The organism is Streptomyces inhibens (assembly GCF_022221585.1).
In the GTDB taxonomy this organism is placed as follows: domain Bacteria; phylum Actinomycetota; class Actinomycetes; order Streptomycetales; family Streptomycetaceae; genus Streptomyces; species Streptomyces inhibens.
On the sequence record NZ_CP084681.1, the window covers coordinates 8,731,330 to 8,758,258 of the forward strand.

At 70.4% G+C, this 26,929-nt stretch carries 25 protein-coding genes and 1 pseudogene; 10 read left to right on the forward strand and 16 right to left on the reverse strand.

Annotation, left to right across the window (positions count from 1 at the left end; translation table 11 throughout):
- Positions 1 to 238 precede the first annotated feature (238 nt).
- Positions 239 to 457, forward strand: a complete 219-nt coding sequence (locus tag KI385_RS39070) for a hypothetical protein (RefSeq protein ID WP_238576751.1) — start codon at positions 239 to 241, stop codon at positions 455 to 457.
- Between the two features lie 183 nt (positions 458 to 640).
- Here the strand turns inward: KI385_RS39070 and KI385_RS39075 are convergent, their stop codons facing one another.
- The 6 genes from KI385_RS39075 to KI385_RS39100 all read right to left on the reverse strand — a co-directional run bounded on the left by KI385_RS39075 (position 641) and on the right by KI385_RS39100 (position 5,958).
- Positions 641 to 1,342: a transglycosylase SLT domain-containing protein gene (locus KI385_RS39075; protein ID WP_238576752.1), complete on the reverse strand. Its 702-nt coding sequence runs from the start codon at positions 1,340 to 1,342 to the stop codon at positions 641 to 643.
- 495 nt (positions 1,343 to 1,837) lie between these two features.
- Positions 1,838 to 2,686, reverse strand: a complete 849-nt coding sequence (locus KI385_RS39080; protein ID WP_238576753.1) for an SRPBCC family protein — start codon at positions 2,684 to 2,686, stop codon at positions 1,838 to 1,840.
- Between the two features lie 124 nt (positions 2,687 to 2,810).
- The gene (locus tag KI385_RS39085; protein ID WP_238576754.1) at positions 2,811 to 3,710 is read right to left on the reverse strand and encodes an alpha/beta fold hydrolase; all 900 of its coding nucleotides are present in this window, start codon (positions 3,708 to 3,710) and stop codon (positions 2,811 to 2,813) included.
- A 53-nt stretch (positions 3,711 to 3,763) separates the two neighbouring features.
- On the reverse strand, positions 3,764 to 4,999 hold the full coding sequence (locus tag KI385_RS39090; protein WP_238576755.1) for a beta-ketoacyl-[acyl-carrier-protein] synthase family protein: 1,236 nt from the start codon (positions 4,997 to 4,999) through the stop codon (positions 3,764 to 3,766).
- A complete protein-coding gene (locus tag KI385_RS39095) occupies positions 4,996 to 5,229 on the reverse strand; it encodes an acyl carrier protein (protein ID WP_128503723.1) in 234 nt (77 codons plus the stop codon). The genes KI385_RS39090 and KI385_RS39095 overlap by 4 nt, the downstream gene beginning before the upstream one ends.
- A 267-nt stretch (positions 5,230 to 5,496) precedes the next feature.
- On the reverse strand, positions 5,497 to 5,958 hold the full coding sequence (locus KI385_RS39100; protein ID WP_238576756.1) for a MarR family winged helix-turn-helix transcriptional regulator: 462 nt from the start codon (positions 5,956 to 5,958) through the stop codon (positions 5,497 to 5,499).
- 131 nt (positions 5,959 to 6,089) lie between these two features.
- Between KI385_RS39100 and KI385_RS39105 the strand changes: the two genes are divergently transcribed.
- Positions 6,090 to 6,500, forward strand: coding sequence for an organic hydroperoxide resistance protein (locus KI385_RS39105; RefSeq protein WP_238576757.1), 411 nt, complete (start codon positions 6,090 to 6,092; stop codon positions 6,498 to 6,500).
- 68 nt (positions 6,501 to 6,568) lie between these two features.
- Here the strand turns inward: KI385_RS39105 and KI385_RS39110 are convergent, their stop codons facing one another.
- From KI385_RS39110 to KI385_RS39125, 4 genes are read right to left on the reverse strand one after another with little or no spacing between them, the layout of a single operon-like run.
- Complete coding sequence (locus KI385_RS39110; protein ID WP_238576758.1) at positions 6,569 to 7,936, reverse strand: GH1 family beta-glucosidase; 1,368 nt, start codon at positions 7,934 to 7,936, stop codon at positions 6,569 to 6,571.
- A 34-nt stretch (positions 7,937 to 7,970) separates the two neighbouring features.
- The gene (locus KI385_RS39115; protein ID WP_238576759.1) at positions 7,971 to 8,864 is read right to left on the reverse strand and encodes a carbohydrate ABC transporter permease; all 894 of its coding nucleotides are present in this window, start codon (positions 8,862 to 8,864) and stop codon (positions 7,971 to 7,973) included.
- Positions 8,857 to 9,870, reverse strand: a complete 1,014-nt coding sequence (locus KI385_RS39120) for a carbohydrate ABC transporter permease (protein ID WP_238576760.1) — start codon at positions 9,868 to 9,870, stop codon at positions 8,857 to 8,859. Before KI385_RS39120 ends, KI385_RS39115 begins: the two co-directional genes overlap by 8 nt.
- Before the next feature lie 10 nt (positions 9,871 to 9,880).
- Positions 9,881 to 11,197, reverse strand: coding sequence for an ABC transporter substrate-binding protein (locus KI385_RS39125; RefSeq protein WP_238576761.1), 1,317 nt, complete (start codon positions 11,195 to 11,197; stop codon positions 9,881 to 9,883).
- A gap of 152 nt (positions 11,198 to 11,349) precedes the next feature.
- Between KI385_RS39125 and KI385_RS39130 the strand changes: the two genes are divergently transcribed.
- Positions 11,350 to 12,675, forward strand: coding sequence for an ROK family transcriptional regulator (locus KI385_RS39130; RefSeq protein ID WP_238576762.1), 1,326 nt, complete (start codon positions 11,350 to 11,352; stop codon positions 12,673 to 12,675).
- 241 nt (positions 12,676 to 12,916) lie between these two features.
- On the opposite strand, the pseudogene KI385_RS44320 reads toward KI385_RS39130, so the two are convergent.
- From KI385_RS44320 to KI385_RS39140, 3 genes and pseudogenes are all read right to left on the reverse strand, one after another.
- Positions 12,917 to 13,966, reverse strand: a pseudogene (locus KI385_RS44320) (MFS transporter); the annotation flags it as partial.
- Between the two features lie 146 nt (positions 13,967 to 14,112).
- Positions 14,113 to 15,828, reverse strand: a complete 1,716-nt coding sequence (locus KI385_RS39135; protein WP_238576763.1) for an amidohydrolase — start codon at positions 15,826 to 15,828, stop codon at positions 14,113 to 14,115.
- Between the two features lie 89 nt (positions 15,829 to 15,917).
- Positions 15,918 to 17,444, reverse strand: coding sequence for an APC family permease (locus tag KI385_RS39140; RefSeq protein WP_238576764.1), 1,527 nt, complete (start codon positions 17,442 to 17,444; stop codon positions 15,918 to 15,920).
- 299 nt (positions 17,445 to 17,743) lie between these two features.
- Here KI385_RS39140 and KI385_RS39145 point away from each other — a divergent pair, with 299 nt between their 5' ends.
- Positions 17,744 to 18,448 carry a TetR/AcrR family transcriptional regulator gene (locus KI385_RS39145; protein WP_238576765.1) on the forward strand — a complete coding sequence of 235 codons (705 nt, stop codon included), beginning with the start codon at positions 17,744 to 17,746 and terminating at the stop codon, positions 18,446 to 18,448.
- Positions 18,449 to 18,577: 129 nt separating this feature from the next.
- Positions 18,578 to 20,023 carry a PP2C family protein-serine/threonine phosphatase gene (locus KI385_RS39150; RefSeq protein WP_238576766.1) on the forward strand — a complete coding sequence of 482 codons (1,446 nt, stop codon included), beginning with the start codon at positions 18,578 to 18,580 and terminating at the stop codon, positions 20,021 to 20,023.
- Positions 20,024 to 20,299: 276 nt separating this feature from the next.
- Here KI385_RS39150 and KI385_RS39155 read toward each other — a convergent pair whose 3' ends face one another.
- Positions 20,300 to 20,902: a hypothetical protein gene (locus KI385_RS39155; protein ID WP_238576767.1), complete on the reverse strand. Its 603-nt coding sequence runs from the start codon at positions 20,900 to 20,902 to the stop codon at positions 20,300 to 20,302.
- 385 nt (positions 20,903 to 21,287) lie between these two features.
- Here KI385_RS39155 and KI385_RS39160 point away from each other — a divergent pair, with 385 nt between their 5' ends.
- Both KI385_RS39160 and KI385_RS39165 read left to right on the forward strand, forming a co-directional pair.
- The gene (locus KI385_RS39160) at positions 21,288 to 21,524 is read left to right on the forward strand and encodes a DUF6400 family protein (protein ID WP_128503745.1); all 237 of its coding nucleotides are present in this window, start codon (positions 21,288 to 21,290) and stop codon (positions 21,522 to 21,524) included.
- Positions 21,525 to 21,526: 2 nt separating this feature from the next.
- Entirely contained in the window at positions 21,527 to 21,757 is a 231-nt protein-coding gene (locus KI385_RS39165) for a hypothetical protein (RefSeq protein WP_128503748.1), read from the forward strand.
- 18 nt (positions 21,758 to 21,775) lie between these two features.
- Here KI385_RS39165 and KI385_RS39170 read toward each other — a convergent pair whose 3' ends face one another.
- Positions 21,776 to 22,666 (reverse strand): S41 family peptidase, encoded by an 891-nt coding sequence (locus KI385_RS39170; protein ID WP_238576768.1) that lies wholly within the window; start codon positions 22,664 to 22,666, stop codon positions 21,776 to 21,778.
- Between the two features lie 186 nt (positions 22,667 to 22,852).
- On the opposite strand from KI385_RS39170, the gene KI385_RS39175 reads away from it, so the two are divergent.
- Positions 22,853 to 23,734: an SCO6745 family protein gene (locus tag KI385_RS39175; protein WP_238576769.1), complete on the forward strand. Its 882-nt coding sequence runs from the start codon at positions 22,853 to 22,855 to the stop codon at positions 23,732 to 23,734.
- Here the strand turns inward: KI385_RS39175 and KI385_RS39180 are convergent.
- Positions 23,731 to 24,624, reverse strand: coding sequence for an SCO4651 family lipoprotein (locus KI385_RS39180; protein WP_238576770.1), 894 nt, complete (start codon positions 24,622 to 24,624; stop codon positions 23,731 to 23,733). The two genes, KI385_RS39175 and KI385_RS39180, sit on opposite strands and share 4 nt — an antisense overlap.
- A gap of 312 nt (positions 24,625 to 24,936) precedes the next feature.
- Here KI385_RS39180 and KI385_RS39185 point away from each other — a divergent pair, with 312 nt between their 5' ends.
- Positions 24,937 to 25,722, forward strand: coding sequence for a hypothetical protein (locus KI385_RS39185; protein WP_238576771.1), 786 nt, complete (start codon positions 24,937 to 24,939; stop codon positions 25,720 to 25,722).
- A gap of 129 nt (positions 25,723 to 25,851) precedes the next feature.
- A complete protein-coding gene (locus KI385_RS39190) occupies positions 25,852 to 26,790 on the forward strand; it encodes an SDR family oxidoreductase (RefSeq protein ID WP_238576772.1) in 939 nt (312 codons plus the stop codon).
- Positions 26,791 to 26,929: the final 139 nt, after the last annotated feature.

Sequence of the window (26,929 nt, forward strand, 5' to 3'; positions counted from 1 at the left end):
TGAGCCCATAAGGGCGGCAATTGTGCCCCAATTCACTATCGATACGTGGCTCGGTGTGCCGGGCGCGCGGAGCGGGAGACGGGCCCCGGCTCGGCCGTTGGGGACTTCCCCGCTACGGCGATACGGCGGTGCCGCTGGTCCGTTCGCAGCAGCCCTCGGAGCTGTCGCATGACTATGGCCCCTCCGCTCCCGGAAAGTGGCAGCGCACACAGCCGTTACTCATCGTAGGGAAGTGCTCATGCTCCGTCGTCTCACCGTCGTTCTCTCCGGTCTTCTCGTCTCGGGCTTCCTCGCGACGGGCGTCGCCGCCGCGGCGACGCCCGCCGACGACCACCGCCATCTCACCCCCAAGGAGCAGGAGGGACTTCGCGTCGCCGGCGAAATCCTCGAGGCGCTCCTCGGCGACCAGGGGCGGCACGACCTCCTCGGTGGCCAGGGGCGGCACAACCGCTACTGACGCCTGTGCGACGCTGTCCGACGCCGAGGACGGTGTCGGGCAGCGCCGCACAACGCCAAAGGCAACGGCAATGGCCCCACCCGCGAGATGCGGGCAGGGCCACTGCCGTTGCCGTGCCGGGGGCCGCACCGCAGCACCCTCTTCAGTCTGCTCCGACCGTGAGGACGGTCGCTACGCCCCGGCTCAGTAGGCCGAGTTGACGTTGTCGATCGAGCCGTAGCGGTGGGCCGCGTAGTTGGCCGCGGCGGTGATGTTGGCGACCGGGTCGGTCAGCTTGTTCGCGGTGCCGGTCACGTGGTAGCGGTCGAACGTGGGCTGGATCACCTGCAGCAGGCCCTTGGACGGGATGCCGTTGATGGCGTTGATGTCCCAGTCGTTGACGGCGTTGGGGTTGCCGCTGGACTCGCGCATGATGTTGCGGTGCAGGCCCTCGTAGGAGCCGGGGATGCCCTTGGCCTTCATGATGTCGAGCGACTCACGGATCCAACCGTCGAGGTTGTTCGGGTACTGCTTGACGGCCTTCGGCGCAGCCTTGTGGGCGGCCTTCGGCGCGGCTATCGCCTTGCGCTCGACGGACCGGCTGGCGGCCTGCTTGGCGGTGTGGCCCTGCTTCTCGACCGCGGTGACCTTGAGGCGGTCGGCGACGGACGACGCGATCGCCCGGTCCTTCTTGCCGTCGTCGGCACGGTCCTTCGCGGTGAGCGGCAGGCCGTTGGCGCTGACCGGCTTGACCAGGGCCGACGCGTGCGCCGCCGGGGTCGCGGCGTTGCTCGGCGCCGCGGTGAACGCCAGGGCGGCGGCGCAGCTCGCGGTCGCCACCACTGCCGCGGAGATCTTGTGGGTGCGGGTGAAGCGGGCGGTGCGGGGCAGGGTGAAGTTGGGCATGCGGATGTGACCTCTTCCAGGGCTTGGTGGCGGGGGAGGCGGCCTTCGGTTGGCGCGTGAGGACCGAGGGTCATGGCCGCGTTTCGCCGCTCTGGCTCACTCGCAGGCTCGTTCTCGGTGCTACCCGGAACATGTTTAGCGAGCGCCCTGGATGGTGGCAAAGATGCCTTGTACTACCTATCTTCGTGAGATGGTGCGAGATGTCCGTTGTAAATGCCGTGTTTATCGGTGTACGCCCGTAATGACATCGACTAGGCATGTTCGTACGTGACGTACGTCGCGTGCCGGGCATCACCTGGCAGGGGCGTCAAAGCCTCCTCCGAGCCGCCCCAAAGTTGCCTGGCTCACACGGGAGAAGCGGCATTTCCACCGACGGAACGGCGCGAGGCGACACCGCGGAGCGCCCAATAACCGCGCCCCCATAACCCGTGCCCCCTACAAAGTCCGTAGGGGGCACGGGTTATGGGGGCTGACCGGTACAGCGGCTGCGGAAATTCAGTCCTCCAGCAGCCGCGCCGCGAGATGCTCGATGCGGTCGTGCCAGGCGTCCAGCGCGGTGGCGGGGTCAAAGCCGTGGGGGCCGGTCTGGGTGAGGGCGAGACGGGCGCCATGGCCGGTGCCCCGGCCCAGCTCCCAGCGGACCGTGCCCTGCCGATGCCAGCGGTACGCGAGGACCGACGGGGCCGCCACCTCGGTGACCGGCCCGGCCGGCGCCGTGTGCGTCGTGAAGCCCTCCGGCGCGGGCGCACCAGCGGCGGGCTCGTCTCCCGAGGTCAGCACGGCCCAGACGGTCTCGGCAGGCCGTACGAGCTGGCGCTCGAAGCGGATCCGCGGGCCGTCCGGGGTGTCCTCGACCACACCGTGCCCGAGATCGAACTGCTCCAGATAGGCCTCGTGCAGTTCGCCGGTGTCGGGGTCCACCGCCGTCGAGTCACCGTCGAGCAGCTGCGAGAGCGCGGTGATGCACAGATGCCAGCCGGTGGCGAAGCTGGCGCTGCCGAACCGGTCGCCGAAGGTGTGCACCAGGGTCAGCAGCGAGCCCTCCCCGTCCGGGGTGACCTCCCAGCGCAGATGGTCCTCGCCCCAGGTGAAGGCGAACAGCCGGGGCTCGTCGGCATCGGTGACCGTGCCGGTCATGGTGATATCGCCGACGCCGGGCATGGTGAAGGTCATCGCCCCGCCGGGCCGGAGCTCCACGGTGACGTCGGCGGGGAACCACTGCCCGATCTGCGCCGGATCGGTGATCGCCGACCAGACCTTTTCGGGCGGATGGGCGAGCCGGCGCTCCATGTGCAAGGCGGTCCGGCCGTCGGCGGTGGTGAGGGAGTCGGAGTGGGGGTTCATGGCTGATCGTCCTCCAGGGCGTCGAGATGCCGTTCCGGAGTGTCCGGGCTCCCGGCCCACAGATGCCGCTGGGCATCCTGCCGGACCCGGACGAGCCCGGCCTCGGGCGGTACCCGCCCGTGGATCACACACACGCCGGATCGGTCACCGACGGCTCCTCGCGCTCGACCGGCGCGAGGCAGGGCGCCGAGCTCAGCGGCGCATCGGTGAAGAAGCGGACCGCCAGGTCCGCGACGTCCTGTGCGCGTTCGAGCACCACCCAGTGATCGGCGTCGGGGATCGTCAGAAAGCGGCTGTCGGGGATGGTGGCCGCGAAGTCCCGCTGCCGGTCCGGGGAGGTCACCGTGTCGTGCTCGCCGCTGAAGACGAGCGTGGGGACGTCGCCCAGCCGGCCGGAGAAGTCCGGACGGTCCGACATCGCACGGCGTAGCGAGTCGACGGCATGCCGTGAATGCCGGGCGGCATGCATCATCGAGCGCCTGACATAGCGATAAGCCAGCTTCCGCCGTGTGACATGCCGGCGGGCGTCCAGACACATCAGCGCCTCGGTGACCAACGTGGCGAAGACCTCGGTGTTGCCGCGCGAGAGGTGGTCGGCGGCCCGCCGCCAGAGGTCCAGCTGCGCGGCGCTGATGTGTGCCGGTACGCCGCCGAGGGCGAGCCGTGCGATGCGCTCGGGGAAGCGCCGGGCGCACCCGTAGGCGAGGCCCGCCCCGTAGGAGAAGCCGAAGAGATTGATCTGCGGTACGTCCAGATCGTCGATGATCGACTCGATCGCCGCGCACATGAGGTCGTTGCTCGGCCCCGGGGGCAGCGGGTCGGCGCTGCCCATACCGGGCAGGTCGGCGGTCACCACGTCGGCCACCGGCCCCACATGATCTTCCATCTGCGGCCAGCCGAACATCCCTTGCAGCGCGCCGCCCAGCACCATGACGGGCTCGGTGATCCGCTCCGGCTGCCGCAGCCGCCGGTAGGCGAAGGACACCCCGCTCACCGACAAGGACCGGATCGTTTCCTCGTACATGTCTGCTTCCTTCTCGGGGAGACCGGCGGGAACGGCCGGATGGGCGTCGGCCGCTAGCGGGTCAGTACGAGCGCGGCGTTGTGGCCGCCGAAGCCGAGCGAGGTCTTGACCGCGCAGTCGAACGCCGCCGGCCGGGCCTCCTGGCGCACGATCTCGACCGGGATCTGCGGATCCGGGACCTCGAGATTCGCGGTCGGCGGCACCAGCTGCTCCTCCAGCGCGAGGACGGTGAGTGCGGCCTCGATGCCGCCGGCGGCGCCCAGCGTGTGTCCGGTCATCGCCTTCGTGGAGGTGACCAGCGCGTGGTCGCCGATCACCCGGTGCAGCATGGTGGCCTCGATGAGGTCGTTGACCACCGTCGAGGTGCCGTGCGCGTTCACATGGCCGATGTCGCCGGCCTGCACCGCCGCGTCCGCCATCGCGCTGCGCAGGGCCCGCTCGATGCCGTTGCCGTCGGGGTCCGGGGCCACGGCCGCGTAGGCATCGCTGGAGGCGCCGTATCCGCGGACATGAGCCCGGACCGGGGCCCGGCGCGCCGCGGCGTGCTCGGGCCGCTCCAGTACGAGGAGGCCCGCGCCCTCGCCGACGACGAAACCGTCCCGCCCCGCATCGAACGGGCGGCAGGCCGCGGCCGGATTCTCCCGGCGGGTGGAGACCGCCTTCATCTGGCAGGCGCTGGCGATCAGCAGCCGGGAGATCGGCGATTCCGCGCCGCCGGCGATGGCGATATCGCAGACCCCGGCGCGCAGCAGCTGGTGTGCGGTGCCCAGCGCGACGGTTCCGGAGGAGCAGGCCGTGGCCACGGCCAGACTGGGGCCCCGCGCGCCGAGATCCATGCAGACGCTGCTGGCGGCACTGTTGACGACGGTCAGCGGCGCGAGCTTGGGGGAGACCCGTCGTGCGCCGCGCGCCGCCATCGCGACATGCTGCTGGTCGTAGAAGGCCACTCCGCCGTGCGCGGAGCCGATGACCACCGCGACGCGGCTGCCGTCCCAGGTGTCCGTGTCCAGACCGGCGTCGGCGATCGCCTCGCGGGCGGCGACCACCGCGAGCTGCGAGAAGCGGTCCATCAGCCGCTGGGTGGCCACGCCGAGCAGCTCGGTGGTGTCCAGATCGGCGGTGTACATGAAGTCGCAGGGCAGATCGGCGAGTTCCTCTTGATGGGCCACTCCGCCGGGCGAGGTTTCCTGGGTGACGGTATGCCAGGTGGCCTTCGCCCCCACGCCCGCCGCGGTCACCATGCCCAGACCCGTCACGGCCGCGGAGAACGGCTGCCGGCGGGCCGTCATGCCGGAACCATGCCGTTGACGGCCGCCACCAGCCGGCCCACGGTGTCGCGTGGGGTCAGCGGCACCTCTTCCAGGTCGATGTCCAGCTGGTCTTCGATGAGTACCCGGAGTTCTTCCAGGGCCAGGGAGTCGATGCGCAGGGTGCGCAGCGGGGTCTCGTCGGTGACGTCGGCCAAGGCGACCCCGAATCGTTGGACCAGCAAGGCGTTGACAACTTCTGCCGCATTCACGTGGCGCTCCTCCGCTTGTTGTGGGCGTGCTGCCAACCGCGTCCTGGGCGGGTGTTCGCCGGAGGCCCGGCTGGTTTGGCCACCCTTTATACGCCTTCGTCCCGATGACTCCCCAGCCTTGGTAGCTCAATGGAGTGATGGGCTCGCCAGGGCGTATGACGGGGTCACGCCTCGCTTTGCGGGCGCTGCGGAAGACATCTACGTTCCTAACGCCGCAGGCGGGCGAGAGGCACGGCGGGGCGCCGGCGGACTCCGGAGGTTTTGGTGTCAGGCCTCGTCGAGTGCGCTGGTCACGCGACCCAACAGGCCCCGGAGCGTGCGGAGTTCATCGATCGTGAGGCCGGTCGCCGCCAGCATCCTGCGGGGGACCGGCAGGGCCTGTTCGCGCAGGTCGTCGCCGTCGGCGGTGAGGTGGATGGTGACCGACCGCTCGTCCTCGGTGCTGCGTTCGCGGCGGACCAGGCCGGCTCCCTCCAGGCGCTTGAGCAGCGGGGAGAGGGTGCCGGAGTCCAGCCGGAGCTGTTCGCCGATGGCCTTGACCGGCTGCGAGCCGTGCTCCCACAGGACCAGCATGACCAGGTACTGGGGGTAGGTCAGGCCCAGGTCCTTGAGGGCGTCCCGGTAGACGCTGCCGAAGGCGCGCGAGGCGGCGTGCAGCGAGAAGCAGACCTGGTGGTCGAGGCGGAGCAGTTCGGCGTCGGGGACCGGAGGCCTGGTCGTAGGGGTCATGGGATCCAGATTAGCTCGCCGTAAACGATTTAGTTGTGCGCAACTGAGTTGCGGGCAATTTGGATGTGTGCGATTGTTCTCGTCATCGGGCGGCCGGGAAACGGCCGCCGCGCCAACGAAGGGGAACTGTGATGGACGCGCTGTACACCGCTGTCGCCACCGCCAACGGCCGCGAGGGCCGGGCCGTCAGCTCCGACGGCAAGATCGACCTCGCCCTGGCCATGCCTCCGGAGCTGGGTGGCAACGGCGCCGGCACCAACCCGGAGCAGCTCTTCGCCGCCGGTTACGCGGCCTGCTTCGCCAGCGCGATGAGCAATGTCGGCCGCCAGATGAAGATCGACACCAAGGACGTCTCGGTCACCGCCGAGGTCTCCATCGGCAAGGACGACACCGGCTTCGGCCTGGCCGTCGTCATGCGGGTGGAGCTGCCGGCCGCCCTTGAGGGCGAGACCGGGCGGCAGCTGGTCGAGGCGACCCACCAGTACTGCCCCTACTCCAAGGCCACCCGCGGCAACATCGATGTCGAGCTCGTCATCGAATAAGGCCGCGACGCGCCCGACGGACCGGCCCCGGCGATGGCGTGGGGGCCGGTCCGTCGGGCGGAGGCGGTTCAGGCCGCGCGCGGAGTGCTGCGGCGCGGATGGCTGCGGATCAGCTCGGCGTAGTGGCGGCCGCTGTCCTTGAGGGTGCGGGCCTGTGTCGCATAGTCGACATGGAACAGGCCGAAGCGCTTGTCATAGCCGTAGGCCCACTCGAAGTTGTCCATCAGCGACCAGGCGAAATATCCGGCGAGCGGTGCGCCCTGACGGGCCGCGCGGGCGCATGCCGCCACATGCTGATGCAGATACTCGGTGCGCTCGGGGTCCTCGACGGTGCCCTCGGGGCGGACCACGTCCGGGTAGGCGGAGCCGTTCTCGGTGACGTAGATCTTGCGCGCCGCGTAGTCCTGGGTCAGCCGCAGCAGCAGGGTCTCGATACCGTTCGCGTCGATCTCCCAGTCCATGCCCGTACGGGGGACATGCGGCCGGCGCACCTGTCGGGCGAACGGCGGTGGACCGGCCGGCTCGGCGGCGACCACGGCCGGGAAGTAGTAGTTCAGCCCGAGCCAGTCCAGCGGCTGGGCGATGGTGTCCAGGTCACCGGGGCGCTCCGGCAGCTCCACGCCGTACACCTCGCGCATGTCCGCGGGGAAGCCACGGCCGTGCACCGGGTCGAGCCACCAGCGGTTGGTGTGCCCGTCCATCCGCCGCGCCGCCGCGGCATCGGCCTCGGAGCCGGTGGCGGGCTCGACGGTGCTGAGGTTGTTGACGATGCCGACCTCGGCATCCGGTGCCCCGGCCCGGATCGCCTGGACGGCCAGGCCGTGCCCGAGCAGCAGATGGTACGAGGCGCGCACCGCCGCCGTGAGATCCGTGAGGCCGGGCGCCATCCGGCCTTCGAGATGGCCGATCCAGGCCGAACACAGCGGCTCGTTCAGCGTCGCCCAGTGCCGGACCCGGTCGCCGAGCTTCCCGGCGACGACCGCGGCGTACGCAGCGAAGTGCTCGGCGGTCTCCCGCACGGGCCAGCCGCCGCGGTCCTGGAGCGCCTGCGGCAGATCCCAGTGGTAGAGGGTGGCGCACGGGGCGATGCCCGCTTCGAGGAGGCCGTCGACGAGCCGGTCGTAGAAGGCCAGTCCCTCGGCGTTGACCCGGCCGTCGCCGTCCGGCACGATCCGCGGCCAGGCGAGCGAGAACCGGTAGGCGCCGACGCCCAGTTGACGCATCAGGGCGATGTCCTCGCGCCAGCGGTGATAGTGATCGCAGGCCCGGTCGCCGGTGTCGCCGTTGTCGGTCTTTCCCGGGGTGTGCGAGAACGTGTCCCAGATGGAGGGCGCGCGGCCGTCCTCGGCGACCGCTCCCTCGATCTGATAGGCCGACGTGGCCACGCCCCATGCGAAGTCGTCCGGCAGGGCGGCGAAGTCGATCCGGTCGGTCACGGCGTTCCTTTCTGTGGGGGCCTTCCGGCACGGTTCATTTGACGGCCCCGGCGGTGAGCCCGGCGACCAGATAGCGCTGGAGCAGCAGAAACCCGGCGACCACCGGGACGCTGACGACCAGGGACGCGGCCATGACCTGGTTCCAGTAGACGTCGTTCTGTGTGGCGTAGCCCTGTAGGCCGACCGACAGAGTGCGGGTGGTGTCATTGGTCATGACGGACGCGAACAGCACCTCGCCCCACGCGGTCATGAACGCGTACACGGCCACCGCGACGATCCCGGGGAGCGCGGCCGGCACCACGACCCGGAAGAGCGCACCGAGCGGACCGCAGCCGTCCACGTACGCGGCCTCGTCCAGCTCCCGTGGCACCGACGCGAAGTAGCCGGCCAGCATCCAGATGGAGAACGGCAGGGAGAACGTCAGATAGGTGAGGATCAGCCCGCCGCGGGAGCCGTAGAGCGCGACGCCCGTGGAGTTCCCGATGTTGACGTAGATCAGGAACAGCGGCAGCAGGAAGAGGATGCCCGGGAACATCTGGGTGGACAGCACCGTGAGGGTGAAGACCCGCCTGCCGCGGAAGCGGTAGCGGCTGACCGCGTAGGCCGCGAAGATCGCGATGAGCACCGAGCAGAGGGTGGCCGAGCCCGCCACGATCAGCGAATTGATGAAGTACCGGGCCAGCGGCACCGTCCGCCAGATGTCGAGATACGGACGGATCGTCAGCTCGCTCGGCAGCCAGTGGAAGGTGCCCGAGACATCCTCCAGCGGTTTCAGCGAGCTGCTGAGCATCACATAGACCGGGAGCAGAACGAAGCCGGTCAGTGCGGTGAGGAAGATCCGGCGGATCCAGAGGAAGGAGCGGGGCGGGGCGGTGGGGGAGCGCCTGCGGGTGGCCGTGCGTGGCGGACGGCGAGCGGTGCTAGCCATCGGCATGCTTCCTTCCGCGCGAGGTGGCCAGCAGATAGCCGGCCGTCACCACCAGCAGGAACAGCAGCAGCAGGACCGACATGGCCGAGCCGGTACCGAAGTTCCAGGTGACGAACGAGGACTGGTAGATGTGGATGGAGAGCAGATCGGCGGCCTCCGGGGCGGCCTTCCCGAACAGCACATACGGCGTGTTGAAGTCGTTGAACGTCCACAGGAACAGCACCAGCACCAGCACCTGGTTGACCGGCCGCAGCGACGGCAGGGTGATCCGCCGGATCTGCCGGACGAGGCCCGCCCCGTCGAGCGCCGCGGCCTCGTAAAGATCCTTGGGGATGCTCTGCAGCGCCGCCATCACGACGAGGAAGGCGAACGGCCAGGTCTTCCAGACGGCGACGACGAGCAGCGCGACGAAGCTGTTGTCGCCCAGCAGCCAGAAGGGCCGGCCGTCGGTGAGGTGCAGCTGGTCGTGCAGCACATGATTGACCAGGCCGTTGTCCCTTTGGAACATGAACGCCCAGGTGATCACGGCGGCGTAGATCGGCAGTGCGTACGGGGTGAGGAAGAGGGCCCGCAGCAGGCCGCGCCCCCGGAAGTTGTCCTGCAGAAAGATCGCGGCCGCGGTGCCGATGAGCCAGCACAGTCCGACCGCCAGCACGCTGAACGCACAGGTGACCAGGAACGAGTGCAGCAGCGCGGCGCCGACCGGCGCGTCGAGGTCGACGGTGACCCGGTAGTTGCCCAGCGCCTTCCAGGGGGCCGCGTCCCAGTTGCCGATGGTGAGCTGCGTCAACTCCTTGAAGCTCATGACGATGCCGATGACCATCGGTACGAGATGGACCAGCAGCTCCAGCAGCAGTGCGGGCAGCAGAAGCAGATAGGGCAGGCCGACGCGGCGCAGCCTGGCGGGCAGCAGGCCCCGGCGGCGCGTGGCGGGGGCCTTGCCGGCCGGACGGCCGCCGCGGCCCGGCGGCGCCTGCTCGCGCGCGGTGGTCGTGGTGGTGGTCATGGCCGGCCGCTCACTTCACCATCTGCTGCTCGGCCTTGCTCAGCCGCGCCCTGACCGACTCGGTGGTCACGGGATGGCCGGCCGCCGCATCGGCGAACAGATCCTTGATCGCCGTGCCGACGGACGTCTCGAACTGCGCCTCGTCGGCGACCTGGGGGAGCGGCGCGGCACTCCTGGTGAGGGTTTCGCGCAGCACCTTGGTGTCCTGGCGGTTGAACGCCGGGTCCTGCTGGGCGGCCTTGACGGGCGGCACCGAGCCGTAGGTCTTGTTGAGCAGTTTCTGCTCGGCCTCGCTCGTCATGAACTTCACGAACTTCCGTGCGCCGTCGAGATTGTGGGTGTTCTTGAAGACGGCGATATTGATGCCGGCGAGCATGGAGTTGATCTGCCGGCCGGTGCCCGGAGTGCCGGAGGGTACGGGCACCGGGACGACGCCCCAGTCGTCCGGCTTCATCCCGTCGGCCGCGAAGGTGGTGGCCGCCGCCTGCCACAGCACCATGGCGGTCCGGCCCTTGGCGAAGTCCCTGAGCGACTGATTCTGTCCGTACTCGGCGTTACCCGGGGCGATGATCTTGTCCTTGGCCATGAAGTCGACGTACTGCTTGACCGCCGCGACCGCGCCGTCCGAGGTGAAGGTGGGCTTGCCGGTGGCGTCGAAGAAGTCCGCGCCGTGCTGCTTGCCGAGGGCGAAGGCCTGATGGATGTTGTTGGACAGCTGGCCGCCCTCGGCACCCAGGCCCCACTTGCCGTCCTTGGAGATCTTCTTGCCGTCGGCCACCAACTCGTCCCAGGTCGACGGGGGTTTGCTGATCCCGGCGTCCTTGAACATCTGCTTGTTGTAGTAGAGCGCGTAGGTCAGCGAATACAGCGGAACCGCGGCCGGGTCCTTGCCCGCCGCGCCCGTGGCGCCCAGCGCCGGTGCCACGAACCGGTCACGTCCGCCGATCTCATCGAGGTTCCGCTTGTCCCAGGGGAGCAGCGCGCCGGTGGCCTGGAGGGACGCGGACCAGGTGTTGCCGATGTTGAGGACGTCGGGCCCCTGCCCCGATGTGGTGGCCGCCAGGATCCGGTTGAGCAGCTCCGGCCACGGGATGACCTCCAGCTGGACCTTGATCCCGGTCTGCCGCTCGAACTTCTTCAGCTCGGGACCGAGGATCTTCTTGTCCGCCTCGACATTCGGCCCCTGGTTGGACGCCCAATACGTCAGCGTCTTGGGGGAGTCGTTGCTTCCCCCGCCACCGGGGCTGGTCCCGCCGCCGCATCCGGAGGCCGCCGCGGCGAGCGCGGTGACGGTGGCGGTGACGGTCGCGGCTCGGAGTATGCGCATGACGGATACGCCTCTCTCTGAGGAGTCCGGAGGTCGGCCATGTTCAGTTCCTGAACGGCCTCATGGCTTAACTTAGAGTGTGAGTTAAAGCCCGAGAGAAGGGCGCGTCAAGAGCCCGAACGGCGGTAGGTTGCGGGCCGGGAGGGAGACAGATGGTCGAGCGCACCCAACGGACCGTGCGTGACCTGCGGCGTGCCAACCGCACCGCGGTTCTGCAACGGTTGTATTTCGACGGGCCCATGAGCCGGCAGGAACTCGGCCCCGCAACGGGCCTCAGTTCAGGATCCGTCAGCAATGTGGTCGCCGAACTCGCCGAGGACGGACTGCTGGAGGAAGCCGGCGTGGTCGGATCCGACGGCGGCCGGCCGCGCACGCTGCTCCGGGTGGCCCCGGCGAGCGGCGCTCTGATCGGCGTGGACGTGGGAGAGACCCGGGTCAGGGTCGAGCTCTTCGACCTGTCCCTGGGTGAACTGGCGGGTGCCGACCTGCCGTTGGCGAACGGCGAATACGATGTCGAGCTGATCACCCGTCATATCGCCGACGGCATCGCCACCGTCCTGCGCAACAGCGCCACGGCCCCCGACCGGCTGCTCGGCGTCGGTGTCGGCGTCCCCGGAATCGTCGACCGGACCGGCCCCGGCGGCGCGGTCGTCCACGGCCAGACCATCGGCTGGGACGCCGTACCGCTGGAAGACCTGCTGCGCGACGCCGTCGAACTCCCCGCCGACGTCGGCCTCTTCATCAACAACGGTGCCAAGGCGCTCGGCCAGGCCGAGATGTGGTTCGGTGGCGGCCGCGGCACCAAGGACGCGGTCATCGTGCTCTTCGGCTCCGGCGTCGGCGCCTGCATCGTCACCGACGGCGTCATCCACGGCGGCACCCGCGACAGCGCCGGTGAATGGGGGCATCTGACGGTCAGCGTCCGCGGCCGACGCTGCCGGTGCGGTGCCCGCGGCTGTCTGGAGGCGTACACCGGATCCGAGGCACTGGCGCAGCGCTGGCGGGAGGCGGGCGGCCAACTGCCCGCGGACGCCGACGAGGAGACGGCGATCAGCGCCCTGGTCGCCGCCGCCCACCCCCAGGACGGCGCCCTCACCCCCGATCCGGTCGCGCTCTCCGTCCTGGACGAGACCGCCGAGTACCTCGGGGCCGGTATCTCGGACCTGATCAATCTCTTCAGCCCCGAACGCGTGCTCATCGGCGGCTGGGCCGGTCTCCAGCTCGGCCCGCACATCCTGCCCGCCGTCCGCGCCTACGCCACCGCCTACTCCCTCGCACACCCCGCCGGCCGCGTCACCATCGACCTCGGCATGCTCGGCCCCGACGCCGTCACGGTCGGCGCGGCGACGCTGCCGCTCGCGGACTTCTTCGCTCAGGGCGGCCGGCGGGCGATGCCGGCACGGGAGCCGGGGGAGCGGGTGACGGTGCCGGCGTGGCGGACGGCGCTGGAGGGGCGGGCGCGGCGGACACCGGGGTGAACCGCTGCCCCCGCACCAGCAGCAGCGCCACCGCACAGGCAGCCACCCCCGCCGCGCAACTCAGCGCGAACGCGGCCCGGAACCCGTAGGCCTGCGCCAGCGGACCGGCCACCACCGCGGCCACACACTGCCCGACGATCAGCCCCGACCCCAGGAGCGCCATCGCCTCGCCCATCCGCGCGGGCGGCGCGATGCACTCCCCGAGACCGAACACCGCGATCAGATGCGGCGCCACCGCCGCGCCGATCCCGGCGATCGCCAGCGTCGCGCCGACGAAACCGTCCACGAGGAGCAGCGGCAGCGCCAGCAGGGCCTGCGCCGCGATCGCGAGCCGGAGCCGGACGGTGAGACCCCGCTTCCCCGGCGACGCCGTGCCGACCAGCCCCGCCAGTGTGCTGGTCACGGCCATCGCGCCCCAGACGAACCCGGCCATGCCCGCATCGCCCAGATGCTTGGACAGCGCGCTGACGCCGGCGTTCGCGGCGCCCCAGATGATCCCCTGCGCCAGCGCCATCGCGAACAGCACCGTCAGAGCGGGCGAGATCAGCCGCACTCCGGCCGCGGCCGCCCGTTCGCCCCGTACCGGCCCTGGAGCCGTTGGATGCAGCGCGAACAGCACACCGAAGACGGCACCGAGCACGGCCGCGAGCAGAAGCCCCGCGGCGGGGTGGCACAGGACCACGACCGTGGCCGCCAGCGCGGGCCCGGCCATGAAGCTGATCTCGTCGATCGTGGTGTCCAGGGACAGTGCACGTCCGGTCAACTCCCTTCCCTCCGGACGCGATGCGGTGAGCGCGATCCACCGCGTCCGCGACAGCGCCCCCACCTGAGGCATCGTCACCCCGACCAGCCCTGCCAGCAGCGCCTGCATCACCACCGGCAGCCCGCCGAGCACCGCCCCCACCAGCGCCAGGATCGCCACCGAGTTCGCCGCCGAAGCCACCAGGATCACCGGTCGGTGCCCCCGACGGTCGGCCAGCCGTCCGATCGGCGTTCCGCCCACCGCCTGCCCCAGCCACAACATCCCCGCGACGACCCCGGCCCGGCCGATGCCGTCCAGCTCGGTCAGCATCAGCAAGGTGCCGATCGGGCACAGCGCGGCGGGCAGCCGGGCCAGGAACGAGATCACCGGCAAGCGGATCCCCGCTACGGAGAACACCGCGCGAAATCTCGTAACGGCAGCCACAGAAGCGGACACGGCATGGGCCACAGACGCGGACACAGAAGCGGACACAGAACCCCCGATGAACGACTGGGCCCAGTAGATCCGCACCTCGTCACCGGAAACCATCCGCACGTCATCCGAAAGGGCGCCGCCAGAAGCCCGCCGGGTGTGGAGGAAAGCCCAAGTCGGTTCCGGCGACCCTCCGGATATCTGGCGTCCCGGATTCCGGAGGCGGCCGTCCGGCCCACGGCTGAGCGCCGCGGGCCGTTTCCTCAGGCGTTGTCGGCCGCGTACACCCGGCTTCCTCCGACGAACGTCTGCAGAACGCGGGTCGCCGCGATCTCCTCGTCGGGGCCGTCGAACGGGTCACGGTCCAGGACGACCAGATCGGCCAGCTTTCCGGGCTGGATGGTGCCGGTGTCGTCGAGGTGGTTCGCGTAGGCGCTGCCGGCCGTGTACGCGGCGAGCGCCGCGCCCAGGTCGATGCGCTGCTCGGGCAGGAAGGCCGGCGTCGACGGCGGGTCGTCCGGCGTACGGCGGTTGACCGCGACATGCAGTGCGGCGATCGGGTCGGGGGAACTGACCGGCCAGTCGCTGCCCGCCGCGAGGGTGGCGCCCGAGCGCAGCAGATCGCCGAACGGGTACTGCCAGGCGGCCCGTTGGGCGCCCAGGAAGGGAATGGTCAGCTCGTCCATCTGCGGCTCGTGGGCCGCCCACAACGCCTGGATGTTCGCGGTCGCCCCGAGCCTGCGGAAGCGCGGGATGTCATCGGGGTGCACGACCTGGAGATGGGCGAGGTGCGGCCGGGTGTCGCGCAGGCCGTTCGTCCGCCGGGCCGCCTCGACCGCGTCCAGCGCCTCCCGTACGGCCCGGTCGCCCAGGGCGTGGAAGTGCACCTGGAAGCCTTCCGCGTCCAGGCGGGTGACGTAGCTCCGCAGCGCCTCGGGGTCGATGAACGAGATGCCGCTGTTGTCGGACGCACAGCCGCACGCGGTCAGGTAGGGGCTGAGCATGGCCGCCGTATGGTTCTCGGCGATCCCGTCCTGCATGATCTTCACGCTGGTCGCCCGCAGCCGGCCGCCGGTCAACACCGAGCGCTGTTCCAGGAGTTCGGGGATCTGCTCGGCGCCACGCGCCCGGTCCCACCACAGCGCACCGGTCACCCGCGCGGTGAGCTTCCCCTCGCGCCGGGCGGCCACGTACGCGGGGATGGTGTCGGCCATCCCGGGAGCGCGCCCCAGCATCGCGTCCTGCCAGGCGGTCACTCCGTACCCGTGGAGCAGGCGCTGCGCCCTGAGCAGGCCGGCGGTCTGCTCGGCGAGGGTCGGTTGCGGAATCAGGTCGGCGACCAGCTGCATGGCGCCCTCCTGCAGCATGCCGGACGGCCGGCCGTCGGCGTCCCGCTCGATCCGCCCGTCGGCCGGGTCCGGTGTGCGGGAGGTGAGCCCGGCCCGTTCCAGGGCAACGGAGTTGGCCCAGCCGCCGTGGTGATCGCGGTTGACGAGGAACACCGGGCGGTCGGGCACCAGGGCGTCCAGGAACTCCCGGGTCGGCATGCCGCCGGGGAACGCCTCCAGGGACCAGCCGCCGCCGGTGATCCACGGCGCCTGCGGATGCGCGGCCGCATACCTGGCGATCAGTTCGCGGTAGGCATCGGCCGTTTCCGCCGCGCTCAGATCGCACTGGGCCAACTCCAGCCCGCCGCCGACCGGATGGACATGCGCGTCCTGGAACCCGGGGATCAGCAGCTTGCCCCGCAGATCGACAACGTCCGTGGCGGGCCCGATCAGGTCGCGGACCTCCGCGTCGTGCCCGACGGCGACGATACGGTCCCCGCGCACCGCCACCGCGCTCGCCCGGCTGCGTGCGGGGTCGACGGTGTGCACGGGACCGGAGAGGAAGACGAGGTCGGCGGGGCCGTGGCCGGGAGAGTCGGGGGTGGTGGCTTCCGGGGTCGTCTCGGGGTCCACGGTGGTGCTGAGGTCCATGTGGCAGTTGCTCCAGTTGCGTTGGGGATATACGTAAGTGTCGCTGGGGTTTGGTGTGCACGGGGGCGGTGGACGGATCCGACGTATGGTCAGCTCTTCGACGGGCTAGGCAGCGGCGCCCCGTCCGCGTCCATCGGCAAGGTGATCGCATCGGCGTCCGTCCCCCGGCCGGTGCGGAAATACGGGGCGCGGCGTACCCACTTGGCCCACGCGGCGGCCGCCAGACCGACCAGCACGAACAGCGCGGGCAGCGCCAGCATGAACCAGCCGTTGTCGGGGCTCGCCTCGAAGTGATCGGTCATGGTCGCGTAGTCCCAGACGAGGTATGCGCCGAGCCCGAACAGCGTCAGCGCACTGGCCGCCGGGACGACCACATCCCGTAGCGCGCGCACCGCGCCGCGGCGCAGGCTGTCGCGGAAGCGCACCGCGCAGGCGAGCGCCGTCAGTCCGTAATAGAGCGCCACCGTCAGGCCGATCGAGTTGACGGCGGTGAGGATCATGTCGTTGAGCTTGGGGATGCCGACGGCGAGCACGGCGAGCAGTGCGGCGACGGCCATGATCAGCAGGGTGCCCACGGCGGGGGAGCCGTAGCGCGGGTGCACCCGCTGCCACACCGGGCCCAGCGTCCGGTCGCGAGCCATCGCCAGCGCGCCGCGGGCGGTGGGGATGACGCTCGACTGGAGGGAGGCGAACGCGGAGCACATCAACGCGGCCAGCGGAAGGGAGGCCCAGGGCTCCGGCGCCAGTTTGCTGCCGAGGAAGGTGAGCGCCTGCGGCCCGTTGCGGATGAGTTCCTCGGTGCTCATCACCCGCTGGAAGGCCAGCGCACCGACGAGGAACAGGCCCAGCATGGCGACCAGCGCGATCAGTCCGCCGCGGGCCGCGTCGGAGGAGCTACGGGTCTCCTCGTTGACGCTGAACGCGGCGTCCCAGCCCCAGTAGAAGAACACCGCGAGCACCATCCCCTGCGCCAGTGCCTGCGGCGAGCCGATGTCGAGGGGGTTGAGCCAGGACAGCGAGAACGGCTGGTCGCCGGCGAACAGGGCGTATCCGCAGAAGACCAGCAGGACCGCGTACTCGAAGATCAGCAACCACATCTGCATCCGGGTCGCGGCCCGTACGCCGGTGATGGCGGTGACCGTGACGACGACCAGCGCGACCAGTCCGACGGCGGTGCTGATGCCGGTCGAGGTCGGATCCAGCTGCAGCCCGAGCACGCTGTGCAGGCCCAGCTTGTTGAGGAACTGGAGCACGACGGACCCGGTCACCGCACCCGTGTACGCCATAAAGATCACGTTGCCGACCAGCACCACCCACCCGGTCAGAAACCCGGGCCAGGGGCCGATCGACCGGCCCACCCAGGTGTAGCCACTGCCGCAGTTCGGCTCGCTGCGGTTGAGCCGGGCGTACGACAGCGCGATGCCGAGGATCGGCAGGAAGGCCAGCAGCAAAAGGGCCGGTGTCTGCCGCCCGGTATACGCGGCCAGCGCGCCCATCCCGATGCCGATGCTGGTGGTCGCTGCGGTGCTGGACGCGGCGATCGCCACCCCGTCCTTCACCCCCAGAGAGCGGCGCATTCTCGCCGGGCCGGGGTCCTGCTGCACTGCGGAGGGCATGGCATTCACTCCTTGGGCGGGGCGGGCCGGACCGGTCGCGGCCAGGCCGTGGGGAAGGCGGGGGGGGGAGGGGAGGCGTGAGAAAAGGCAGGGGAGGCGTGAGAGTGGGCGCGGGGTGCGGCGCCGCGGTGGTGATCCGTGCCGGTGTCCGCTGATGAAACCTCCCGTACATTCTTGTGTCAACGGTGTTGACGTAACCTGATGGTTAACTGGCCCTGAGAGGCCCCGGCGTCGCCCAGGCATTGCCCACGTGTGGCCCACGCCGGGGCTCGGGGTGGGAGCGGAGCGGGAGGGGTCCGGTGGCGGAGAGCGAGCGCGTCCCGGTCGAGCGCAAGCGGCGCCGACCGACCAGTTCAGGCGTGGTCCTGTCGGCCGATCTCATCGTCGACGCGGCCTGTGAACTCATCGACTCCCAAGGCGCGCAGGCATTCACCGTACGCAAACTGGGAGCGGCCCTCGGAGCCGATCCCTCCGCCGTCTACCGCTACTTCCGTAACACCGAGGATCTGCTGCTGGCGGTGGCCGACCGGCTCATCGGCGAGTCCATGGCCGGGTTCGCGTCCAGCGGTGACTGGGCCGCCGACCTGCGCGATCTCGTCCTGCGTGCCTACCGCTCCGCGTTGCGCCACCCGCAGATCGCCGTGTTCAGCACCGTTCGCGTCACCGGCCGGCCCCATGAGCAGCGCGCCGTGGACACCGGTATCGGCCTGCTGCTCCAGGCCGGATTCGACGACGCCTCCGCCGTGCGCCACTACCACACGCTTGTCGACACGGCCCTCGGTCACGCGGCCGTGGACGCCGGCGTGATGCGGCTGGCTCCCGCCCAGCGCGCGGCCGACGAGCAGGCCTGGCAGGACGCGTACGGCAGCCTGCCCGCGGACGAGTACCCCAGCCTGCACCGCGTACGGGAGCACCTCACCCTCATGGGAGGGTCGGCCGTCGAGCCCACGCTCGACCTGCTCATCGCGGCGCTGCGGCGAGAGGTGGCTCGGCGGGCGGAGTAGCAGGGTTGGCTCTACAGGTAGGGCGAAAGGGGCGATTCGGGCTTTTCGCTCTTCTGAGTGCAAACATTAAGCATGCCCTTTGAACGGCTGAGGCACCTTCGGGGACGACAGGAACTGAGTCATGTCCTGGTGCTGATCCCGATCGGGCTGATCGTCGCGGTCTGCGCCATCGATGTCCTCGCGCCGCCCGACATCCATCTGGGGCCCTTGCTCGTAGCGGCTCCCGCGATCACCGCGGCCTTCGCCGGGCCCCGCCTGACGGCGGCGATCGGTGCACTGGCGGTGGCCGCCCAGGTGTTCATCGGCATCGCGCGCGGCGTCCTGACCACCGAGAACCTCGAAGCGCAGCTCACCGCACTGGTGGTCGTCTCGGCCCTGCTCGTGCTCTTCGCCGTCGTACGGGACCGCAACGAGCGCCGGCTCATCAAGAGCCGCTCGGTGGCCGGTGTGGCCCAGCAGGTCCTGCTCCGGCCGCTGCCCGCGCGCAGCGGCCGGCTCGAGATCGCCTCCTGGTATCTGCCGGCCGAGGAGGAGGCGGAGATGGGCGGTGATCTGTTCGCGGCGGCGCGCACCACGTCGAGCACCCGGCTGATCATCGGCGATGTCCGCGGCAAGGGGCTGCCCGCCTACAGCCACGCCGCGCTGATCCTCGGCGCCTTCCGTGCGGCCGCCCACCGCCAGGCCACCCTGCCCAAACTCGCCATCCACCTGGACGGCGCCGTCCGGTGGGACAGCAGTCAGTGGCGCAATGTGCCGGGGGCTGGGGCTGGGGCTGGGGCTGGGGCTGGGGCTGGGGCTGGGCCCGGGTCTGGGCCCTGGGCCGGGTCTGGGCCCTGGGCCGGGTCTGGGCCCTGGGCCGGGTCTGGGCCCGGAGGCGGGGCGGAGACCGGGGTGGAAGCGGCAGCGGCAGCGGCGGACGGCGCCAGGGCCTATGCCGCCCCCGGCGCGGCCGCCGGCCTCCTCCCCGCTGCCGCTCCAGGCCCCGGCTCCGCCCCTGTCCCCGCCACCACCCCCGGCCTCGGTTCCGCCGACCCTGTCCCTGCCACTGACCCCGCCCCCGATTCCGCCCCCGTCATCGACATCGACACCGACATCGACACCGACACCGACATCGATACCGACACCGACGAGACCTTCGCGACCGTCGCCCTGCTGGACATCCCCGACCACTGGCCCGTACTCCGCACCATCAGCTGCGGCCACCCGCCCGCGCTGCTGCTGCGCGACGGGCAGGTCATCACCCTCCACCCGCGGCGGCCGGCGCTGCCGATCGGGCTGGGCTCGTTGGCCGGAGGCCCGGACTACGAGGTCGAGACGTTCCCGTTCGAGCCCGGAGATCTGCTGCTGCTGTACACGGACGGTGTGACCGAGGCCCGGGACGACAAGGGCCGCTTCTACCCGCTGGTCGAGCGCGCCGGTGCCTGGAGCGGATGCAGCCCTCAGCTGCTGCTGCGACAGCTGCGGGCGGATCTGCTGGTGCATACGCGGGGGCGGCTGGGCGACGACGCAGCGGCGGTCGCGGTACGCCGGCTGCCCGGCCCGTCACCGCGCGCCGGGGGCCCGGCCGCTTCCTAAGGGCTGTCCCGTAATCCCTGGCGGGCGCACGACGACAGCTACGGCACTCCCCCAGCTAACGCTGGGAGGTGCCCCCACGCCGCGTTGTCGGCACATCCGGCTACGCCCAGTATCCGGACGTCCCTCCGCCTTGCGATGCAGCTCGGCATCCGTACAGCGAATGAAGAGCCGAGACGGAGTGAGCGGTGGGGGCCCCTCCTGCGCCCTTAAGGCGTGGGGGAGAACGCAGTGCATCTGACGCCGTGCGCTGATCCACCAGGGATTACGGGACAGCCCTTAGGCCCCGTTCAGACCCGCGGGGCGTCCAGCCCCACCAGCCGCCCAGCCCCGCTGGGCCGCCAGGCAGCCACCACAGTTGTAGTACGTCACATCCCAGTGATCGCCCTCCTTGTAGTAGAGATTCCCGCTGCCTGACTTCCACTTGGAGCCGCCGATGGAGGTGAAGGTTCCGGTGATGTAGTTGGTCAGACACGAGGAGAGGCTGAAGTCGACCTTGTAGCCGTTCCAGTGGCTGTACGTGCCGCTGGCGTGGCCGGTCTCGGTGCCACCGGTGAGGTTGATCGCACAGCCGGTGGCGCGCTTGAGCGTGATCACGCCGTCCACCGTGGCCGAGTTGATCTGGTCGAACGAGGTGCAGGTGGCGTTGTTCCGGTCCGAACAGCCGCCGCTGGAGGACCAGCTGATGCCGGCCGCGCGGAACGTGCTGGTGGCCTGCGCATGGCTGAGCTTGGCGAGCAGGCCGGGCCCGGCCTGGGCGGTGGCGCCGGCCGTGTCGGGGCTGCCGGGAGCGGCGGCGTACGTGGTGTTGGCGGTGCCCACCAGAGCGCCCGCCGCGAGCATGACAATGCCGAAGCCGGTCGCCGCCGTACGTCGGAGCATCGATACCTCCTGGGAGAGGGGTGAAGGCTCCGAGCGTGACCGGGGCGGCGAGGTGCGTCAACAAGGCCGCTCGACGGCGAACCGGTCAGCGGGGCCGCCGTGGCAGGGGGCGTGAGAGGGGTGCGGTGCAGGGCGGGCGGATACGAGAGCGGGATGAAGTGCATCACGCCTCGAATTCATGAACATATCGGGCGTATCAGTAGAAATATCCGGCCCGTAAATTCCCTTTTACTCGGTTTCATGCCGTTTCGACGCTTCACGCTATGCCACCGCCCCTTCCGGCGATCAAGCTCCCGGGCCGGTGCCCTCCGCCTGACGCTTCCTCAGTGCCGTCCCTCTTGATAGACACATCCGAATCATCCGCAAGTGGTATGGGACGCGCACGATGAACGACCGCAACACCTCGGACCACCAGATATTCGAGCTCGACCTCGCCGACCACGAAGCCCGGCGGCGGACCGAAGTCCTCGCGGCGCTGGGCGACGCCTGGGACCCCATCGCGGTGATGGAGGGCGAGGCGGACGCGTACCGGCTCCTCTACTCGGGCCTGGACGCGGAGCAGCAGGCCACCTACGACATGCTGGTCGCCGCGGGCGTGCTGCCGGCCTCCGGACAGGGCTGAGCATGCTGCCGCTCGACCCCACCGCCGATATCGGCCGCCGGGCCTGGGTCCCCTGCCCCAGGTGCCAGGACCACCAGGGCTGCGGAACCTGCCTCGACGGCCGCACCTGCGGCGACCACTGGCGCTACCTCCTGTCGAACAAGGGCAGCGTGCTGCATCTGCAGTGCCCCAACTGCACCCACCTGTGGGCCTGGGAGTCGGGCTTCGGAGCGGGCGGCCGCACCGACGGCTGACGGCCGAAGGGCGCTCTGCTACGCCAGGCGCCGTCTCGCCTCCTCATACGCCACATCGAGCGCCTTGTCGGCCGCTACGGCACGATCGGGCTGCACGCCGACGCCCTCCCAGTTGGTGCCCGTGACGGCGTTGATGGTTCGCGCCGTCGGCACGGCGACCGTGATGTGCTCCGTCACCGGGTGCCGGTTGGTGGGGTGCGCACCACCCCGGGTCGTCTCCCCGACGAGTTCGGCGCGCCCGTGCGCCTGCAAGGTGTACGCCACGTCCTCCCCGCCGGAAAACGTGGTCGCGCTGGTGAGGACGTACACCGGGCGGTCCAGATAGCGCGGCGCGGGGAGGTGCGGGGCGGTCCAGTACTGCCGGGTGGAGTCGGTGGCGCGCTCGTAGAAGTCGTTGAGGTGCACCTCGCCGTCGGGGAAGAAGTAGCTGCACCACATCGCCGCGCCGTCGGGTGCGCCGCCCAGGCACTCCCGCAGATCGAGAATGAGGGCACGGCTGTGCGCGACCAGCTCCATCGCCGCGCCGATCGCCCGGCCGCCCTCCGCGGCGTCGGCGATCCGCCGGACGTTCAGATAGCCGACATTGCCGTCGAGGTGCTCGACGCGGCTGATGCCCTGGTTCTCGGTCCTCAGCAGCGCCAGGAAGGCCGCCCGGCCCGCGTCGTCGTCCTCCGGCTCGGTGGACTGGGGCTCGTCCTGCCACAGCAGCCTGAGGTGCTTGTCCGGGCAGGCTTCCTGCAGATGCGCGGTCACCGCCTCACAGAACGCGGCACCGCTCAGTGCGTCGTACTCGCCGGCCGCCAGCCGGCCCCGGATCGCCCGGTCGGCCTCGGCGGCTCGCTGCGGGAAGACGTAGTCCGCCACTATGCGGCCGAGGGCGCTGTCGATGATCTCCGCGGGGGTGGGCATTGCGGCTGGTCCTCGATTCTGGTCGGGGTTGTGACGGGGTGACGGGGTGACGGGGTGACGGGGTGACGGGGTGACGGGGTGACGGGGTGACGGTGTGACGGACGACGGGGTGCCGGGGGGCGACGATGGACGTTTCCGGCGCTCGGTGCGCTGCGTGGCGCCGCGGGCGGCGGTAGCGTGCGACGCATGGACCTGCAAGCACGATCGCTCTGGCTGGTGACCGAACCGCTGCACGCGGTCTGCTACTTCGACGAGAAGTGCCGGGCCCTGGGGGAGGACCTCGGCCTCAAGGGCTTCTGGATGGGGTATTTCGCCTCGCGCACCGCTCCTCTGGGAGCCGTGGAACCCGCGGCGGCCACGGCCGTACTCGGCGTGTTCGCCCCGGGGATGGTGGCCCGAGCGCTGCCCGCGGCATGGGACATCGCCGGCCCGGCGCATGTCCTCGACGAGCGTGGCAGCCGCGCCGCACATGCGCTGCGCGGGATCGACCCCGAGGTGGAGCACCGAGCCGCCGAGCTGCTGCCCCCGCTCCAGAGGATCGTCGACGACGCATCGGCCACCGCGCGGCCCCTGTTCGCGGCCAACCGCGCGCTGTGCGACCACGCCGACCCCGTCGAGCGGTTGTGGCAACTGGTCACCACCCTGCGCGAGTTCAGGGGTGATGCGCACCTTGCCGTGCTTGCCGACGAGGGATTCGACGGATGCGAAGCCCTGGTACTGGCCGCCGCGGCCGGCCGCGTCCCCAAGGACACCATCCGGCTGGACCGCGGCTGGAGCGAGGAGGAGTGGGCGGCCGCGGCGGACCGGCTGCGCTCCCGCGACCTCGTCGATGCACAGGGCAGTGCGACCGAACACGGTCTGGAGGAACGGGAGCGCATCGAGCACGCCACCGACCGGCTGGCCGGCCGGCTGCTGCGTTCGCTGTCCGAGGCGGAGACTGAGGGGCTGCTGGCGGCGCTGGACCCCGTGGTCCGGCGCATCCTGGCCGCGGATGTGCTGCCCTTCCCCAACCCGATCGGTCTGCCGCATCTCGATGAGCCCGTGCTGCGCGGCGGTGGTGCGGGCTAGCCCCGCAGCCGTCCTGCCTCCTTCAGCTTCTGACCCAGATCCATCGTGTCGGAAGCGGGCGGTGCCTGGACCGTGACCGGCTTGTTGGCGTCGAGGAAGCGTATGGTCAGGTCGAGCGGGCCCTGGTTCGCCTGCGCGCGCTCGCGGAACTTCATCATGCGGTGGCCGGGACCGACCCACATGTCGAGGTTCAGCTTGCTCACTCCGAGCTGCTTGTACTGCTCGATCACCCTCTGGTGGCGCTTGGCGTCCAGCGGGCTCTTGGCGGCCCGCCGCTTCAGGAGGTCCGCCACGGTGACCATGCCGGAGTAGTGCGTCGTCCGCACACCGTCCACGGTCTCCTCGCCGACCTTCTTGACGTCATGGGACTGCGGGAGCAACGACGCCTGCGCCGCCGGGTCCTGGTCGGTCTGCCGCTGCATCCCCCCGAAGCCGCCCGCCCCTTCGGAAGCCTTGCGCTTCATGGGGAACTTGATCCAGTGCTTGCCGCCCATCGAGGCCGCTGCGTCCTTGCCTCCGCCCAGATACACCGCACCCCCGACGAGCCGTACCGAGAACTCGCCCTCCTCCTTGCCCCCGGACGCCTTCATCCGCATATCGAGGGCGCGCGGGCGGAGACTCAACGACACCTTGCCCTCCACGGTCCCCGCGCCCGGCATCGTGCCGGAGAGGCGGTAGGACACGGACTTGAGCTTGGCGCCCTTGGCGACGGCCTGCTGCACCGCGGCCACCGGCGTCGCATTGATGCTCTCCGACGCGCCGGACCGGTCACCGGACTTGCCGCCGGACCCCGTACAGGCGGCCGTACCGCACAGCACCGCGCCCGTGAGCAGCGCCGCCGCCGCACGGGACGACGTACGGGAACGCGCGGAACGGGAAAGTTGAGACATGGCCCCCCCATGAACATACGGAACTATGAATATGCGACCGATCAAGACAGTAACCCACGGCACTGACAATCCGTGCCGAGTATTTACCCGGTCGCGTGACCAGGGCATATGGCAGCGGGTGATGTCAGGAGCAGTTCAAGGCCAGGCGCGCAGGGTGATTTTCATCTGGTGGTTCGATGGGTGCTTTGGGGTGCTTTGCTGAGTCAGATCGGGACACCTCCGCTGAAGAGCCGTTGACTGGGTATGGATCCTAGAGAGTTGTGGGACCGCAACGCCGTTCTGGCGGAAGCGTTTTGTCTTGGGGACGAACGTGTGCGGGAGGCGCAGGCCAGACTGGACGAGGCACAGGCCGACCGGTCACGGGTGCTGGCGGCATTTGCGGTGACGGTGGGCAGTACGGGCGCGGTGGCCGGTCTGTTCGGGTTGAACGAGCGCGAGGTGCGGATCGCCCGGCGCACGGTGGGCAAGGACGATGCCCGTGCCGTCGCCGAGGAGTTGCTCGCAGCCGCCGGACCGGCCGCGCCACCCCGGGAGCCCGACGAGGCCTCGCCAGGGCCCGATCTCTCTGCCGAATATTCCCACCAGAACCCGTCCACCGGGACCCGCCCCGCCGGTTCGACGCGCGAGGGCACGGGCGGAACGGGGGCATCGGAACAGACCTGGTCCCCGGCCATGGACGCGGTACTCATCGGCAGTTGGCAGACCGGGGTCGATTTGCGCGAACTCGCCGCCGAATTCGGGCTCGACCTCACCCGCCTGGTCACCCGCGCACAACAGCTCTCCGCCCAGGGCCGGTTCTATCCGGGCTCCGGGGAAACCCATGCGGGACGCCACCGGCGCGGCCCAGGCGACGTACATGAAGCCGAATACACCATCCCGGCACAGCAGACGGCGTCCTGGAACCCCACGCCCTCCGCGCACCCGATGGCGTCCGCTTGGCACCCCGGCGGGATGCCGTCGGCGGAGTCCGTCCCCGATGTGTCCGCCCTTACCTCCGAATGGGACAACGCCCTCGCCCCCTGGGGCACCATCGCCCCCTCCCACGAGGAGCCCGTACCGTCCCACCAGCCCTGGACCCAATACCACCTCAGCTCCTGATACCCCCGACCCGATTCCGCTACGCACGTACGCACCTGCCTCGTCGGCCGCCACGGGTATGCCTGAGGCCGACGCGTCCGCCGCCGGATGCCCCGGGGCGGGGACGACGAGAAGGGAGCAGGCCGGGCCATGGCGAAGGACGAAGCGCAGGCCGGTGCGCTGAACGGGAAGGTGGCGTTGGTCGCCGGCGCCACACGAGGCGCCGGCCGTGCGATCGCGGTGGAACTCGCCCGCGCGGGCGCCGTCGTCTACGCCACCGGGCGCAGCAGCCGGACCGCGGGTCGGTCGGAGATCAACCGGCCGGAGACGATCGAGAAGACCGGCGAACTGATCACCGCGGCCGGGGGCACCGGGACGGCGCTGCGGGTGGACCACCCGGACAGCGATCAGGTCCGCGACCTCATTGGGCGCATCGACCGGGACCACGGCCGCCTCGACGTCCTCGTCAACGACATCTTCGGCGGCGATGCGTACGCCCAGTTCGGCACCACGCTCTGGGAGCACGACCTCGCCGGCGGGCTGCGGATGCTGCGCATGGGCATCGACACGCACGCGATCACCAGCCACCACGCGCTGCCGTTACTGATCCGTCACCCCGGCGGGCTGGTGATCGAGATGACCGACGGGACCGCGGAGTACAACGCCGCCTACCGCCACCACGAGGGCTTCTACTACGACCTGGTCAAGACCGCCGTGCAGCGGATGACCCTGGCCCAGAGCCATGAGCTCGCCCCGCACCGGGCCTCGGCCGTCGCGGTGACCCCCGGCTGGCTGCGCTCGGAGAACATGCTCGAGGCCTTCGGCGTCACCGAGGAGAACTGGCGGGACGCGACCGCCAACGTGCCGCATTTCTGCATCGCCGAGTCCCCGACCTACGTCGCACGGGCGGTTGCCGCACTTGCCGGTGATCCGGATGTCGCGCGCTGGACGGGCAAGGTCGTTTCCAGTGGACAACTCGCCCCCGTCTACGGGTTCACCGACACCGACGGCACCCAGCCGGACTGCTGGCGCTACCTCGTCGAGGTCCAGGACCGCGGCCTGCCCGCCGACGACACCGGCTACCGCTGACGCCTGCCCGGTGTCGCGCTGATGGGACAGCTCGTGCATCGGCCGAGGCGTCCTGGTCCCGGCCACTACTGACGCCGACTGGTCGCCCCTCTGACCGAGGCTGGACGGCAAATCGGTCATCCACCGTGACGCAGTACAA